Here is a 15,085-nt window from a genome sequence, read left to right as displayed (position 1 = left end):
TCGCGTCTCCTATCGTCCGGTTCAGGCACCCTGCCAGACGGAGGAGGACGGGACATTGGCGCAGCTCACCGGGCAGATGGTGATCGGCTTCGAGCGCGTCGCCGGGACGGGGGAGGCGATCGCCGCCGTCGATCCCCGCACCGGTGAACGCCTCGATCCGGAGTATCGCTACGGCGGCGACGCCGAGGTGGCCCGGGCCTGTGCCCTGGCGGAGGAGGCGTTCGACGCCTACCGCGCGACGAGCGCCGAGCGGCGCGCCGCGTTCCTGGAGGCGATCGCCGGGAAGCTCGACGGGCTGACGGACGTCCTCGTCCAGCGCGCCATGTCGGAGACCGGCCTTCCGGAGGCCAGGCTGACCGGGGAGGTCGCCCGGACCACCGGGCAGCTTCGCCTCTTCGCCTCCGACCTCCGGGCGGCGGGCGACGGATCCGCGCGGTACGGCTCGTCCGCACCGGACGGCCTCGCCGGAGGCGGCGCGGGTGGTCCGGCGGTGAGCGTCGACGCGGCGGGTGAGGGAGTGCCCGAGGTCCGGCAGGGGCGGGTGCCGCTCGGGCCGGTCGCGGTGTTCGGAGCCAGCAACTTCCCGTTCGCGTTCTCGGTGGCCGGCGGTGACACCGCCTCCGCGCTCGCGGCGGGGTGCCCGGTCGTCGTGAAGGCGCATGACGCCCATCCCGGGACCTGTGAGCTGGTCGGACGGGCCGTGTCGGAGGCCGTCCGGGAGGCGGGGCTGCCCGAGGGGGTGTTCTCGATGCTCTACGGGGACGGTCCCACGCTCGGCATCCGGCTCGTCAGCGACCCGCGTGTGCAGGCGGTCGGGTTCACCGGGTCGCGGACGGCGGGCCTGGCGATCGCGAAGGCGGCGGCGGACCGTCCGCGGCCGATCCCGGTCTACGCGGAGATGAGCAGCGTCAACCCGGTCTTCCTGCTACCGGACGCCCTGGCGGAGCACGCGGCCGAGCTCGCGGAGGCGTACGTCGGCTCGGTGACGCTCGGGGCCGGGCAGTTCTGCACCAATCCGGGACTCGTCTTCGCGGAGAAGGGCGAGGCGCTCGACGCCTTCCTCGACGCGGCGGCGAAGGCGGTGGAGGCCGATCCGGGCGCGCCCATGCTCACGCCCGGCATCGCCCGCGCCTACGCCGAGGGCGTCGGACGGCTCGAACGCCATCCGGACGTGAGGATCCTCGCGCGCGGACGAGAACCCGACGCGGTGGCGGGATGCCGGGCCGCCCTCGCGGTGGTGGACGCCGAGAACTTCGGGCCCGAGCTCCAGCAGGAGATCTTCGGCGCCTGCTCGCTGGTCGTCCGCTGTGACGACCTCGACCAGGCCATCGGCCTGGCGCGCGGGCTGGAAGGGCAGCTGACCGCGACGGTCCACGGCGGTGGTGCTGCTGCGGCGCGGCTGCTGCCCGTCCTGGAACGGCTGGCCGGGCGGATCCTCTGGGGCGGATGGCCCACCGGGGTGCGGGTCGGTCACGCGATGGTGCACGGCGGCCCGTACCCGGCGACGTCCGACGCGCGGACGACGTCGGTCGGGAGCCTCGCCATCGAGCGGTTCCAGCGGCCGGTCGCCTACCAGGGGGTGCCGCGATGAGCACGCCGGTCGTCACCGACATGCGGGCCGTGCCCGTCGCCGGCCGGGACAGCATGCTGCTCAACCTGGGCGGCGCGCACGGCCCGTTCTTCACGCGGAACCTGGTGCTGCTCACCGACTCGTCCGGCAACACGGGGGTCGGGGAGGTGCCGGGCGGCGAGGGCATCCGCCGGACGCTGGAGGACGCCCGTGAGCTGGTCGTCGGCAGGCCCATCGGACGCTCGGACGAGATCCTCAACACCGTCCGGGCCGCGTTCGGCCACCTGGACGCCGGCGGGCGCGGCCCGCTGACCCACGACACCCGGATCACCGTCCACGCGCTGACCGCGATCGAGGCGGCGCTGCTCGACCTCATGGGCCGGTTCCTCGATGTGCCGGTGGCCGCGCTGCTCGGCGACGGCGTCCAGCGCCGGACGATCCCGATGCTCGGCTACCTCTTCTACGTCGGCGACCGGAACAAGACGGACCTTCCGTACGAGGAGCCGCCGACGGACGCGGACGGCTGGCTGAAGGTGAGGCGCGAGGAGGCCCTCACGCCCGACGCCATCGTCCGGCAGGCGGAGGCCGCGCAGGAGCGGTACGGGTTCGCCGACTTCAAGCTCAAGGGCGGTGTCCTGCGGGGCGACGAGGAGGCCGAGGCCGTTCGGGCGCTCGCCGAGCGGTTCCCCGGCGCCCGGATCAACCTGGACCCGAACGGCGCCTGGTCGCTGGACGAGGCGATCCGCCTCGGCACCGGGCTCAAGGACGTCCTCGCCTACGCCGAGGACCCGTGCGGCGCCGAGCTGGGCTATTCGGGACGCGAGACGATGGCGGAGTTCCGCCGCGCCACCGGCCTGCGCACCGCCACCAACATGATCGCGATCGACTGGCGGCAGCTGGGCCACGCGATCCGGCTGGACGCCGTGGACATCCCGCTCGCCGACCCGCACTTCTGGACGATGCGCGGCTCGGTGCGGGTGGCGCAGCTCTGCGAGGCGTGGGGCCTGACCTGGGGTTCGCACTCCAACAACCACTTCGACGTGTCGCTGGCGATGTTCACCCACGTCGCCGCCGCGGCGCCCGGGGAGATCACCGCGATCGACACGCACTGGATCTGGCAGGACGGCCAGCGGCTCACCGAGGACCCGCTCCAGATCGTGGACGGCGGGATCGACCTGCCCGACAGGCCGGGTCTCGGCGTCGACGTCGACGAGGAGCGGATCGAGGAGGCACATCGCCTGTACCTCCGGCACGGGTTGGGCGACCGGGACGACGAGGCCGCGATGAAGTACCTGGTCCCGGACTGGACGTTCGACCCGAAGCGACCCTGCCTCGTCAGGGGCTGAACCGGCTCCGGGTAGCATCGGGCCGACCCCGGTTCCCCCGTACCCCCAGGCGAGGACATGCAGCAGATGCCCGAGGCCGAGTACCGGCACGTCTACGAGTTCAACATCCGGTTCGGCGACATCGACTCCCAGGGCCACGTGAACAACGTGAAGTTCCTCGGCTACCTGGAGGACGCCCGGCTGGAGATGTTCCACGGCGACCCGGTGCGCAAGGGGGAGGAGCCCGTCCGCGGCATGGTCATCTCGCGGCACGAGATCGACTACCGGCTGCCGCTGCTGCCGACCGTCTACCCGATCCGGGTGGAGACGTGGGTGACCGAGGCCCGCGCCGCGTCCTTCAAGCTGGCCTACGAGGTGCGGGACGACGAGAACGTGTACGCCGAGGCGACCTCCACGCTCGTCGCGTTCGACGTGGAGGCGAACCGGCTGCGGCGGTTCACCCCGCAGGAACGGGAGTTCATCGGGCGCTACGTGGCGCCGGGGGCATGACGACGCTCGCCGGCCCGCCGCCCCGGCTGGACACGCGCCTGCCCGGCGTGCGGCTGCGCGTCGTCCAGATGGCGGACGCCGAGGCGCTCGCGGCCCTGTACCGGGAGAACCGGGACTACCTGCGTCCCTGGGAACCGGAACGGGACGACGCGTACTTCACCGTCGAGGGCCAGCGCGACAACCTGCACGATCTGGTCGGGGCGTACGCGACCGGGGAGATGTGGCCGGGCGTCGTCCTGGTCGACGGTGAGATGGCCGGACGGATCACGCTCAACAACATCCTGCGCGGCCCCCTCCAAAGCTGCTTCGCCGGCTACTGGGTGGCGCGTGCGCACGCCGGCAACGGCGTCGCCACCGAGGCACTCAGGCAGGCACTGGACGTGGCCTTCGGCACGCTGCGCCTGCACCGTGTCGAAGCCTTCACGAGAGTCGACAACCACGCGTCCCAGCGCGTCCTTGAGCGCAACGGCTTCACGGTCGTCGGGACGGCCCGCCGCCACATTCACCTGGACGGGCGCTGGCACGACGAGCGGCTCTTCGAGTGCTTGGCCCCCTGGGATGACGGAATCGCCCTCGTTCCGCCGACCTGAGGGCGAAATGGCCGCGCTGAGCAGGTGACAACCGCGCCGTCACGGATATGTAACAAGGGCAACAGCAATCCGTTTTCGGCCCACTTCTCCCTCTAGTGTCGCGACGCGAATGTGGAGAACCCACGTGGAAGGGGCAAAATGCGGCGCGTCTCACGAGGAGCGATGGCACTTCTGCTCGCCGCCGGCATGACCGGGGCGGGCACCACCGCGGCGCAGGCGGCGGTCACCGCGCAGGCGGGCACCCCGAAGGCCGGCACCGCTCAGGCGGGCGACATCCTCGCCCAGCTGAAGGCGATCCCCGGAATGCAGGTCACGGAGAAACCGTCCACGCTGCCCGGCTACCGCTGGTTCTGGCTGGAGTACAGGCAGCCGGTCGACCACCGCAACCCGCGGGGGCAGTGGTTCGAGCAGCGCATCATGCTGCAGCACAAGGCGTCCGACCGGCCCATGGTGCTCTACACCAGCGGGTACGACACGCCGGAGGTGATGTTCACCTCCGAGCCGACGGCGCTGGTCGACGGCAACCAGATCTCGGTCGAGTACCGCTACTTCACCCCGTCCCGGCCCGAGCCGACGGACTGGACGAAGGACACGATCTGGCAGGCCGCCACGGACGAGCACCGCCTCATCGGCGCTCTCAAGACGATTTACAAGGGCAAGTGGATCTCGACCGGCGCCAGCAAGGGCGGCATGACGGCCGTTTACCACAAGCGTTTCTACCCGCGCGATGTCGACGGCAGCGTCGTGTACGTGGCACCGAACGACGTCAACAACAACGACGACCGCGCTTACGACAAGTTCTTCAAGACTGTCGGCACCGACCCCGAATGCCGCGCCCACGTCAAGGCGCTCGCGCGTGAGTTCCTCAAGCGCCGCCCCGCGATGCTCAAGCGCTTCAAGGCGGCCGCCGACGAGAACGGCTGGACGTTCAACATCCTCCGGACGCAGGACCGTGCGTTCGAGAACTCGGTGATGGACTACGAGTGGGCGTTCTGGCAGTACAGCCTGCAGTCCGACTGCCCGTCGCTGCCCGCGGTGACCGCCTCGGACGACGAGATCTACAAGACGCTCGACACCATCTCCGGGCTCTCGTTCTACAGCGACCAGGGTCTCTCCCCGTACATCCCGTACTACTACCAGGCGGGCACGCAGCTCGGCTGGCCCACGCCGAAGTTCAAGCACCTGCGTCCGCTGCTGCGGTACGAGAGCAGCTACCAGCCGCGCACCTACGTCCCGCGTGACATCCCGATGCGGTTCGACAACGGACGCGCCATGCACGACATCGACGGCTGGGTGCGCGGGAACGCCAACCACATGTTGTTCCTGTACGGCTCGAACGACCCGTGGGGCGCCGAGCCGTTCCGCCTCGGCCACGGCAGCCGCGACTCGGCCGTCTACGTCGCCCCGGGCATGAACCACAGTGCCCGCCTCATCGCCAAGCTGCCCGCCGACGAGCAGTCCAGGTCGATCGCGAACCTCAAGCGCTGGGCCGGCGTCGAGGAGGGCATGCAGACGCTCAAGACCGGGCCGTCCGCCGACGATCCGCTGGAGCTCCAGCGCCCGCCGCTGTAGCCGCACATCCGCAGCGAAGGCCCGCGGTGTGCGGGCCCGTGCCTCGACCCCTGGCACGGGCCCGCACACCGCGTCCTCGTTCAGGGGCCGGTGAGCCAGGCGGCGGCGTTGCCGGGGAGCAGGTCGCCGTAGAGCGGGGCGCTGGTCAGGAGCGGGGTGCCGGCCGGGAGGCGTACCGGGTTCTCGCCGCAGTTGAGGGCGCATGTCAGCGGGCCGCGGCTGAAGAAGAGGGTCGTGTCGGGGGAGTCCGGCCACTCCAGGTCGTCCGGCAGGTCGTCCCGCAGGCGGCGGCGCAGGGCGAGCGCGTCGCGGTACCAGGTGAGCATGGAGGACGGATCGGCCGCCTGAGCCTCGGCGGTCAGGGGCGCCCACCGTTCCGGCATCGGCAGCCACGGGCGGACGCCATCGGGGGAGAAGCCGAACGGCTCGGCGGAGCCCGACCAGGGGAGAGGCACGCGGCAGCCGTCGCGCCCGGCGAGTTCACCGTTCGTGCGTTTCCAGATCGGATCCTGCCGGGCCTCGCCGGGCAGGTCGGTGACCTCTGGCAGCCCCAATTCCTCGCCCTGGTAGAGGTAGGCGGACCCTGGAAGGGCCAGAAGCATCAGCAGTGCCGCCCTCGCCCTGGCAAGCCCGATGCCAGGGACGCCCACCGGCTGCTCGTACCGGGTGACGTGCCGGACGGAGTCGTGACTGGACAGCACCCACGTGGGCGCGGCCCCGGTGGGGGCGACGGCCTTCAGAGCGGCGACGATGACGTCACGGAAAGCCGTGGCCGACCACGGGGCCAGCTGCAGGTCGAACTGGAAAACCTGGTGTAGTTCGTCTGGCCGCAGGTAGAGCGCGAGGTCTTCCGGCCCGTCCGTCCACACCTCGCCTATGGCCATGCGCTCACCGTCGTATTCGTCCAGGATCTGCCGCCACCTGCGGTACACCTCATGGACTTCCGGACGGCTGTACCTAGGGCCGTTCAATACGCGGCGGTTCTGACCGCCGAGGTCGCGGAACGCCTCGTCCTTGAAGAGGCCTGCGGCGACGTCGATGCGGAAGCCGTCCACGCCGCGGTCGAGCCAGAACCGCAGGACGTCCTCGAACTCATGCCGTACCTCCGGATCGCGCCAGTTGAAGTCCGGCTGCTCGGGCGCGTAGAGGTGCAGGAACCACTCGCCGTCGGCCAGCCGCGTCCAGGCGGGGCCGCCGAACGCGGACGGCCAGTCGTTCGGCGGCTCCTCCTCGCCGGAACGCTCGCCCGGCCTCCCCGGACGGAAGATGTAGCGGGACCGCGCCGGGGCTCCGGGCGGCGCGGCCAGCGCCTCCCGGAACCAGCGATGCCGGTCGGACGAGTGGTTCGGGACGATGTCGACGATCAGCCGGATCCCGTGGTCGTGCGCGTCCGACACGAGGGCGTCGAAGTCGTGCAGCGTGCCGAACCGCGGGTCGACGCCGCGGTAGTCGGCCACGTCGTAGCCGCCGTCCGCCAGCGGGGACGGGTAGAACGGGGTGAGCCACAGCGCGTCCACGCCGAGGTCGCGCAGATGGCCGAGCCGGGACCGGATCCCCTGGAGGTCGCCCTCACCGTTCCCGTCGGAGTCGGCGAAGCTGCGGACGTAGACCTCGTACACGACGGCGTCGCGCCACCAGGGGATTCGCCTCATACACGGTGATCTACCCGCTCATGTCGGAGCGTTCACCATGCTCTGCGCCGCCATCGTGAAGTAGTCCCAGAGCTGTTTCTCCAGCGGCTCGGGGAGTTCGAGCTCGTCGACGGCGTCGCGCATGTGCCGCAGCCACGCGTCCCGTTCGGCCGATCCGATGACGAACGGAACGTGCCTCATCCGCAGCCTCGGGTGGCCGCGCCGCTGACTGTAGGTGGTCGGGCCACCCCAGTACTGGATCAGGAACAGCCGAAGTCGCTCCTCGGCCGGGCCGAGGTCCTGCTCGGGGTAGAGGGCGCGAAGGTCGGGGTCGTCCGCGACGCCCTGGTAGAAGCGGTGCACCAGCCGGTGGAATGTCTCCTCGCCGCCGACCGCTTCGTAGAAGGTCACCTTTTCAGCCATAGCGCCCCCCACCCTATGTGAGACGCGTCCCTGTCCTCACCTTGATCCACTAGGGCGCCGGGGTGGCGACCGTGACGCCCGCCTCGTCGAACGCCCGCTTGACCCGTTCGCGGAGCTCGCGGGCGATGTCGCCCTGCCTGCCCGGTGCCGTCTTCAGCACGACGCGGATCACGATGGCGTCGCCGGCGAGGGCCTGCACGCCCCACACCGACGGCTCCTCCAGGATGAGGTCGTTCCACGGCGCGTCCGAGGCCATCTCGTCCGCGGTGGTCTGCAGGATCTCCTTGACCTTCTCGGTGTCCTCGTGGATGTCGACCGGGATGTCCAGGACGGCGCGGCCCCAGTTCTGCGACTCGTTGCCGACCTTCTTGATCTCGCCGTTCGGCACGTACCAGACGATGCCGTTCATGTCCCGCATCCGGGTGACCCGCAGCGTGACCGCCTCGACCGTCCCCTTCGCGCTGCCCACGTCGATGATGTCGCCGACGCCGTACTGGTCCTCCAGCAGCATGAACAGCCCTGCGAGGAGGTCCTTGACGATGTTCTGCGCGCCGAACCCGACCGCGACGCCGATGACGCTCGCGCTGGCCAGGATGGGGGCGAGGTTCAGGCCGAGGGAGCCGAGAATGCTGAACGCGGCCGTCCCCATGATCAGCACGGACGCGATGGAGCGCAGCACCGAGCCGAGCGTCTGGGCGCGCTGGGCCCGCCGCTTGTTGAGCAGGGCGGGGCTGCCCTCGAAGACCGTCCGGGACCGCTCCCGGACCTTGTCCGTCATCGTGCCCTCGGCCATCCGCAGCGTGACCTTGGTGATCATCCGGTGCGCGATGTTCTTCACGATCATCGCGACCACGAAGGTGATGATGATCCAGAACAGGGTGCTGAGCGGGGTGTCGAGCCAGGTGGCGTAGAACCGGGTGAAGTCGGTGTTCTTGGAGATGTTCCAGACGAGCCGGCACGCCATGGTGGGGTCCTGGCTCTTGCAGGCCGATTCGGGGGTTCCCTGCTCGACCCAGGGCAGGAACGGCTTGGCGGCCGTTGACACGGCGAGCGGCGCGGCGAGCGGTGCGCTGATCGACGCGACGATTGACATGTGTGCAGACCCTCCCCGGCCATTGTGGTGCCTCGACACCTCGCCGTGGACCTGCGGCGGGCACGAGCCCGATCGTAGGGGACGGTCACGACCGGTTCGTACGCGCCGGGCGAGGTGTCGCGAACCGGCCGGGGAGGGGCCGGGCGAACGTGTCCCGCGGGGTCCGCGGGCTGCCGCGCCGTTCCTGCCGCGGCCTCGCGGGACACGCCCGGTCTTGCGGGGCGCCCGTTCGGCGGGGGCGCCCGGGTCCGAGCGGAGGCTCGGGTTCGGATGAGGTCTGGGAGTCCCGGGTGGGAGTTCAGGGCGGAGGGGGACCCGGGGCTCTAGGAGCGTCCGCTCACCTCGCGGCGGAGCGGCTGAAGCACGTGCGCCAGTTTCAGGGCGGCACCGCCCACGTCGTCGACGCGGTGCATGCGCTCCCCCCACGACCACCAGAAGTAGTGGTCCTTGGTCTCGGGAGCCGGTGCGCAGGTCACGTCCTCCGCGAGGCTGGCGGCCTCCGGGTTCACGACCCGGAGGAACGCCGGCCCCGAGCGGGTCCTGACGACGCGGGCGACGAGGCCCCGGGTGTCGAGTTCCTGCTCCAGCTCTTCGAGGTAGCCGACGCGTCTGTCGCTGACCACCTTCGCACCCCCTCCATAAGGCGAGCACACCGTCGGCGAGCACCGCGGTTGATCGGCCCGGCCGGACCGGCTCCGTTGATCGACTCTGTGGATTCGTTCGGTCACTCGCCGCGAGAATTGCAACTCTCACACTGACGGGTCAAGTGACGGGCCGCCCCTCGAAGTACCGGATTACCCCACCTCAGGGGAAGCCTTCCTTCCCCCGGAGGAAGAATCTCTACCCGCGGGGGGCGGGACGCGTCCCAACCCCCGCCTCTTCTCCGGAATCGCTTGGCCGGGCATGTGACCAGGGTTACGCTGCGTGCGCGAGAGATTATCTGTCGTGGCCATCTAGTAACCGGTCGCCGTGGCGGGGACGATCGCCCACCCCCGAGGGGACGGCGTCCCGGCACGACGGTGAGGAGGCCGGAATCGATGTCGGATCCCCCTCGGAAAGAAACGGACGTGGCTCGCCGGATCCGTGCGCACGCTCTGGCCCGAGGGCGCACCCCGGTCGAGATCGCGCAGGAGATCCACGAGCAGTGCGGGCCGTTGTTCGGCACCAGCAGGGTCAAGGCGCACCGCCTGGCCCACGGCGTCGCGCTGTCCGACATCGTGGCGCAGGTCAAGGCGCTCTACGAGGTCGACGGCAAGCCGCTGCCCCGGCTCGGGGAGACGCTGCTGTCCGCCTACGAGAGCGGGTACAAGCGACCCGGTCCCGAGTACCTGCACTACCTCTGTGCCGTCTACCGGGTGGAACCCGACGCGCTCGACTACCAGAGTCCCTGCATCTGCGGCCGCGGCCACGCCACTCGCACGGGCGTCCCGAACGTCCCCCGTCCGCGCGCGCCCGAACGGCGCCCGGCACCAGCCCCCGACGCGCTCGTCGGGGCGATCGTCCCCAGAGGCGAAGAGCGCCCCTGGGTAACCGTCACCGAATTACGGGGCCCCGACCGCGCCGACGGCCCCCTGACCATTGATGTGGGAGAGGAGGACATCGTGCTTCGTAGGACCCTTCTGCAACTTCTGGCCGGAGCGGGCGTGGCGCTCGACGGTCAATTCCTTGGTGCCGTCGACAACCTGCGCCGCAAGATGGACGACACCCTCGTCGGCGCGACCGTCTCGCCGACCATGCTCGACCAGTGGGAGGAGACGACCTACGGCTACGGCCGGCAGTACCAGGCGACCCCTTCCCTCCGGATGCTCTGCGACGTGCTGCTCGACTTCAGCGAGGTGCGGCGCATGTGCGACAAGCGCCAGCCGGTCGAGCTGCAGGAACGGCTGTGCCGGATCGCGGCGCAGCTGTCCGGGCTGTCCGGGCTGATCATGATCAACCTGGGCGACCACCGGCTGGCCCGCTCGTTCTTCCGGACGGCGCGCACCGCCGCCGACGAGACCGGAGACCGGCAGCTGCGCGCCTGGGTGACCGTCCGCGAGTCCCTGGTGCCGATGTACTACGGCGACCCTCGCGAGGCGCTGCACCTCGCCCGCAAGGCACAGGACCTCGCGGGCCGCACCCCCGGCGTCGCCGCCGCCATGGCGCCCGCCGTCGAGGCGCGCGCACTCGGCATGCTCGCGATGCGCGGACGCGGCGACGCCGCGCCGAGCGCCCGCCGCGCCCTCGTGCGCGGCCGGTCGGTGTTCGACCAGCTGTCCAAGACCGACACCGGTGACCTCGTCTTCGGCTTCACCGACCGGCAGATGGCCTTCTACGAGGGCGACACCTTCACCAACCTCGGCGACCACAAGCACGGCGACGAGGTGCTCAGCCACGCGCTCACCCTCTACTCGGCCACCGACCGCGTCGACCTGACCCTCGTGCGCCTCGACCGGGCGATGTGCAAGCTGCACGCCGGCCACCCCGAGGCCGCGCTGACGGCCGGGCGGGAGGCCATCCTCGACCTGCCGTCCGACCACCGGTCCGACATCCTCGTGCACCGCGCCCGGCAGATCGGCGCGGCCGTCAACGCCAAGTGCGGCGAGATCCCGGAACTGAAGGACTTCTACGAGGCGCTGGCCGGTCCCTGGGTGCAGAGTCCCACCCAGGACCAGCCGTCCGTCCGCCCGGGCGAGCAGGTCTGACCGGGCATGGGCACGCCTGACAGCGCCTCCTCGCAGGGCCACCACACCCTCGTCCGCGTCGAGGACGAGCCCCCCGTCTGGCGTTTCGGGGCCCTGCGCCTCCGCCGCTACCACGCCGCCGACCACGGCACCGTCCTCGCCCTCCACCGCCAGGGCCTGGCCCAGGTCGGCCTGCGACCGGGCGACGGCGTCTACTACGACCACGACTTCTTCCGGATGGAGGACATCTATCTCCGCAACGACGGCGAGTTCCTCGTCGGCGAACTCGACGGCGGGATCGTCGCGATGGGCGGCCTGCGCCGCGCCGACCTCATCCCCGGCGGCCACGCCCGCGCGTTCGGCGGCTACGCCCCCGGAGCCCCCACCCTGGACGCCGCCGAGATGGTCCGCCTGCGCGTCCTGCCCGCGGTCCAGCGGCGCGGGTACGGTGCCGCCGTGGTCCAGGCGCTGGAAGAACGCGCCGTCGAGTACGGCTACCGCATCCTGCGCGCGGACACCACCGAGCTCCAAGGCCCGGCACTGGCCCTCTACCGCAGGTTCGGCTGGACGGAGACCCGCCGCGAAACCATAGGCGGCATAGTGAACATCTACATCGAGCGACGACTCCGCTAGCGCCACCGCCACTCACTACCGGGGCGACCGGCTTCCTCCCACGACCTGCATCAGGGGGTAGCGGCGTTGCCGGATGGCGGTGAAGCCGCGGTCGGTGAGGGCTTCGGTGACCTCGCGGTCACCGAAGACGGTGAATCCGGTGGCGCGGCGGAGGAGTTCGCCGCCGAGCCGGGCGGAGGGGAGCGGGGCCGGGCGGCGCGAGGTGAGGATGACGAGGCGGCCGCCGGGCTTGAGGACGCGGGTCATGCCGTCCACGGCCGTCCACGGGTCGTCGAACAGGTACAGCGCTCCGAAGCAGCAGACGGCGTCGAACGCGCCGTCGCGGAACGGCAGGTCGACGGCGTCGCCGCGGACGTAGCGGACGTCCGCGGCGGGGTCGGTGTCGGCGACGGCGCGGGCCAGCATGGTCTCGGACGCGTCGAGGCCGACGACCAGCCCCTCCGGGCCGATGCCGGCGGCGAGGGCGCGGGTGACGTTGCCGGGCCCGCACGCCACGTCGAGGACGGTCGCGGGCGGGCGGGCCGCGTAGCCGGGGTGCGACAGCCCGAGCCAGTCCCGGGCCATCGCGTGCTCCTCGGCGGTGTCCGGGCCGAGCGGCCAGCCCTTCGCCAGGTTGAACCCGACCGGCCGCCACACCTTCTCGTAGATCCGCGGCAGGAACGTCGACTCCATCACCGACTGGGCGAGGGACGGCGGCGCCTTCGCGGACGGCCCGAGCAGATCGAGGTAGCCGGCGGACACGTCCGGCGTCCCTGGCGGCTCACGGAGCAGATCGAGCACGCGATCTACCGTTGGCGGGGCCATCGACTGGCTCATCCAGCTATTAGACCATGCGTCAATTCATCCTCGCCGCGCGGCCTCCCCGGCAGGACGAGACCGGTCTGCGCGGCCATGAACGAGAGGGTGTCGGTCATCAGGTCGGCCGAGCGGCTCACCGAGCGGGCGGCGTGCCCGACCTCCGCCTCGTCGCGCAGCAGGACCGGGGAGTCCGACGCGGTCGCGTGCTGCAGCGCGGCGCACAGCTTGCGGGCGTGCAGCGGGTCCACGCGGGTGTCGCTGCCGAACGTCGTGAACAGGACGGCCGGGTAGGCGGTCCCGGCGTGGACGTGATGGTACGGCGAGTAGCCGATGAGCCAGCCGAACTCCTCGGGGTCGTCGGCCGTCCCGTACTCGTCGTTCCATGTCTGGCCCAGGCCGAACCTCTCGTACCGGACCATGTCCAGCAGCGGCGCCGAGCACACGACGGCGCGGTACAGGTCGGGACGCTGGGTGAGCGCGGCGCCCACGAGGAGGCCGCCGTTGGAGCCGCCGGAGATCGCGAGCCGGGACGGCGTGGTGAGGCCGTCCGCGACCAGCTTCTCGGCGGCGGCGTGGAAGTCGTCGAACACGTTCTGCTTGCGTTCCCGCATGCCGGCGCGGTGCCACTCCTCGCCCTCCTCGGACCCGCCGCGCAGGTTCGCGACCGCGTAGACGCCGCCCGCCTCGACCCACGCGAGGATGCTCGCCGAGTAGGACGGCGTGAGCGAGATGTTGAAACCACCGTATCCGTAGAGGATCGCGGGGCGCGGCCCGGACATGCCGGGGCGGGCCGCCACCAGCATCCGCACCTCGGTTCCGTCCCGCGACGTGAAGACGACCTGGCGCGTCTCGATCTCCGGAACCTCGACCGTGCCCGGGGCGGACGCCCAGAGCGTCGTCTCCCCGGTACGCGCGTCGTACCGCAGGACCGACGACGGGGTGACGTTGTCGGTGTAGCCGAACCACGCCTCGTGCCCGCCCTCGGGCCGCTCGATGATCCCGCCGATCGACCCCAGCCCGGGCGTCGGGACGGTGCCGAGCCGCTCTCCGGACTCCAGGTCGTGGACGGTGATCTCGCTGATCGCGTGGCGCATCCACCCGGCGAGCAGAACCGGGCGTTCCAGCGCGTCGAGGATCGCGTAGTCGGTCAGGACGGCCTCGGGATCCTGCGGGATCAGGTCCCGCCACGTCCCGTAGGAGAGGTCGGACGGGTCGGCGACGCACAGCCGGGACCGGGGCGCGTCGCGGTCGGTGAAGACGTAGGCGCGGCCGTCCCGTCCGACGTGGACGCCGGTCTCGGCGTCCACGCCCTCCTGCACGGCCCGCAGCTCGGGCGCCTCGGTGGAGGACGCGGACAGGTCGGCGATCCACAGGTCGTTGCGCGGCGCCGTGCCCTGCGACGACGACACCGTCAGCCAGCGTCCGTCCCGGCTGACCCCGACCCCGTAGTAGTTGGTCTTGTCCATCCCCGCGCCGAAGATCAGCATGTCGTCGCTGTCGGGTTCGGTGCCGACCCGGTGCAGGTAGACGCGCCGGTGGTACTGCTCCTCGCCCGCCGGGACGTCCCGCGCGGGCAGCCGGCGCACGTAGTAGTACGCCTCGCCCCCAGGCAGCCACGCCACCGACGAGTACCGGGCCCGGTCGATCGGACCCTCCACCCGCTCGCCCGTCGCGATGTCCATGACGTACAGCAGCGACTCCTCGTCACCGCCGGTCGACACCTTGTACGCCAGGAGGCGGCCCTCCTTGTCGGGCTGCCAGCCGTCCAGCGTCGTCGTCCCGTCCGGGTCGAGGGCCATCGGGTCGACCAGGACGCGCTCGGACCCGTCCGGGTCCACGGTGTAGAGCACCGGATGCTCCTGGTCGGCGGCGCGGCGCGTGAAGAAGCGCCGCTCGCCCCGCCACACCGGGGATCCGACGCTCCCCGCGCCGAGCAGCTCCCCGAGGCGGGCGCGCAGACCCTCACGTCCCGGCAGCGCGTCCACGACCTTGTGGAACAGCCGGTCCTGGGCGGCGAGCCACTCCCTGGTCTCGTCGCTGTCGGCGTCCTCCAGCCAGCGGTACGGGTCGGAGACCCGGTGACCGTGGACGTCCTCGACGATTTCCTGGCGCTGTGCGGGCGGATACGGCGTCATGGATGCACTGTATTGGCCGATCTGGGCTGCCCGCCCCAGGCACTCCCGGCGGGTTTCGCGTTCGAGCGGGCCCCGGGCGGGGGAATATTGGGGTAGCGGACGGGCTCCCTCAGACGCCACACTGATGTGGTCGGTTCGCCCC

Annotated in this window: 12 protein-coding genes and 1 pseudogene; 7 read left to right on the top strand and 6 right to left on the bottom strand. The window is 71.2% G+C overall.

The genetic code is table 11. The annotated features are described in order from the left end of the window. The first annotated feature begins 55 nt into the window (after window positions 1-55). From ACQPXG_RS34260 to ACQPXG_RS34240, 5 genes are all read left to right on the top strand, one after another. Window positions 56-1,591, top strand: a complete 1,536-nt coding sequence (locus ACQPXG_RS34260; RefSeq protein ID WP_433463277.1) for an aldehyde dehydrogenase (NADP(+)) — start codon at window positions 56-58, stop codon at window positions 1,589-1,591. After that, complete coding sequence (locus ACQPXG_RS34255) at window positions 1,588-2,916, top strand: enolase C-terminal domain-like protein (RefSeq protein ID WP_433463276.1); 1,329 nt, start codon at window positions 1,588-1,590, stop codon at window positions 2,914-2,916. The genes ACQPXG_RS34260 and ACQPXG_RS34255 overlap by 4 nt, the downstream gene beginning before the upstream one ends. A gap of 57 nt (window positions 2,917-2,973) precedes the next feature. Further along, the gene (locus ACQPXG_RS34250; RefSeq protein WP_433463275.1) at window positions 2,974-3,405 is read left to right on the top strand and encodes an acyl-CoA thioesterase; all 432 of its coding nucleotides are present in this window, start codon (window positions 2,974-2,976) and stop codon (window positions 3,403-3,405) included. Beyond that, window positions 3,402-3,995 carry a GNAT family N-acetyltransferase gene (locus ACQPXG_RS34245; protein ID WP_433463274.1) on the top strand — a complete coding sequence of 198 codons (594 nt, stop codon included), beginning with the start codon at window positions 3,402-3,404 and terminating at the stop codon, window positions 3,993-3,995. The genes ACQPXG_RS34250 and ACQPXG_RS34245 overlap by 4 nt, the downstream gene beginning before the upstream one ends. A gap of 162 nt (window positions 3,996-4,157) precedes the next feature. After that, complete coding sequence (locus ACQPXG_RS34240; RefSeq protein WP_433463273.1) at window positions 4,158-5,567, top strand: S28 family serine protease; 1,410 nt, start codon at window positions 4,158-4,160, stop codon at window positions 5,565-5,567. Window positions 5,568-5,647: 80 nt separating this feature from the next. Here the strand turns inward: ACQPXG_RS34240 and ACQPXG_RS34235 are convergent, their stop codons facing one another. From ACQPXG_RS34235 to ACQPXG_RS34220, 4 genes and pseudogenes are all read right to left on the bottom strand, one after another. Further along, window positions 5,648-7,219, bottom strand: coding sequence for a glycoside hydrolase family 13 protein (locus ACQPXG_RS34235; protein WP_433463272.1), 1,572 nt, complete (start codon window positions 7,217-7,219; stop codon window positions 5,648-5,650). A gap of 24 nt (window positions 7,220-7,243) precedes the next feature. Further along, window positions 7,244-7,609: pseudogene (locus ACQPXG_RS34230) on the bottom strand (globin); the annotation flags it as partial. A gap of 61 nt (window positions 7,610-7,670) precedes the next feature. After that, window positions 7,671-8,714, bottom strand: coding sequence for a mechanosensitive ion channel family protein (locus ACQPXG_RS34225; protein WP_433463271.1), 1,044 nt, complete (start codon window positions 8,712-8,714; stop codon window positions 7,671-7,673). A 323-nt stretch (window positions 8,715-9,037) separates the two neighbouring features. Then, window positions 9,038-9,337 (bottom strand): hypothetical protein, encoded by a 300-nt coding sequence (locus ACQPXG_RS34220; protein ID WP_433463270.1) that lies wholly within the window; start codon window positions 9,335-9,337, stop codon window positions 9,038-9,040. Between the two features lie 444 nt (window positions 9,338-9,781). Here ACQPXG_RS34220 and ACQPXG_RS34215 point away from each other — a divergent pair, with 444 nt between their 5' ends. Continuing rightward, window positions 9,782-11,398: an XRE family transcriptional regulator gene (locus ACQPXG_RS34215; protein WP_433463269.1), complete on the top strand. Its 1,617-nt coding sequence runs from the start codon at window positions 9,782-9,784 to the stop codon at window positions 11,396-11,398. Window positions 11,399-11,404: 6 nt separating this feature from the next. Beyond that, the gene (locus ACQPXG_RS34210) at window positions 11,405-12,010 is read left to right on the top strand and encodes a GNAT family N-acetyltransferase (protein WP_433463268.1); all 606 of its coding nucleotides are present in this window, start codon (window positions 11,405-11,407) and stop codon (window positions 12,008-12,010) included. A gap of 15 nt (window positions 12,011-12,025) precedes the next feature. Here ACQPXG_RS34210 and ACQPXG_RS34205 read toward each other — a convergent pair whose 3' ends face one another. Further along, window positions 12,026-12,790: a class I SAM-dependent methyltransferase gene (locus tag ACQPXG_RS34205; protein WP_433463267.1), complete on the bottom strand. Its 765-nt coding sequence runs from the start codon at window positions 12,788-12,790 to the stop codon at window positions 12,026-12,028. Between the two features lie 32 nt (window positions 12,791-12,822). Beyond that, on the bottom strand, window positions 12,823-14,943 hold the full coding sequence (locus tag ACQPXG_RS34200; RefSeq protein ID WP_433463266.1) for a prolyl oligopeptidase family serine peptidase: 2,121 nt from the start codon (window positions 14,941-14,943) through the stop codon (window positions 12,823-12,825). Window positions 14,944-15,085: the final 142 nt, after the last annotated feature.

Source organism: Spirillospora sp. CA-128828 (assembly GCF_050945415.1).
Taxonomy (GTDB): Bacteria; Actinomycetota; Actinomycetes; order Streptosporangiales; family Streptosporangiaceae; genus Spirillospora.
Note: the sequence above shows the minus strand (reverse complement) of the source record. Positions and strands in the feature narration are given on the sequence as shown.

What these genes read in the sequence shown, in the direction of transcription:
- ACQPXG_RS34255 (WP_433463276.1), top strand. Translation starts at nt 1,588, where the DNA reads ATGAGCACGCCGGTCGTCACCGACATGCGGGCCGTGCCCGTCGCCGGC.
- ACQPXG_RS34235 (WP_433463272.1), bottom strand. Translation starts at nt 7,219, where the DNA reads ATGAGGCGAATCCCCTGGTGGCGCGACGCCGTCGTGTACGAGGTCTAC.
- ACQPXG_RS34240 (WP_433463273.1), top strand. Translation starts at nt 4,158, where the DNA reads ATGGCACTTCTGCTCGCCGCCGGCATGACCGGGGCGGGCACCACCGCG.
- ACQPXG_RS34250 (WP_433463275.1), top strand. Translation starts at nt 2,974, where the DNA reads ATGCAGCAGATGCCCGAGGCCGAGTACCGGCACGTCTACGAGTTCAAC.
- ACQPXG_RS34210 (WP_433463268.1), top strand. Translation starts at nt 11,405, where the DNA reads ATGGGCACGCCTGACAGCGCCTCCTCGCAGGGCCACCACACCCTCGTC.
- ACQPXG_RS34225 (WP_433463271.1), bottom strand. Translation starts at nt 8,714, where the DNA reads ATGTCAATCGTCGCGTCGATCAGCGCACCGCTCGCCGCGCCGCTCGCC.
- ACQPXG_RS34245 (WP_433463274.1), top strand. Translation starts at nt 3,402, where the DNA reads ATGACGACGCTCGCCGGCCCGCCGCCCCGGCTGGACACGCGCCTGCCC.
- ACQPXG_RS34200 (WP_433463266.1), bottom strand. Translation starts at nt 14,943, where the DNA reads ATGACGCCGTATCCGCCCGCACAGCGCCAGGAAATCGTCGAGGACGTC.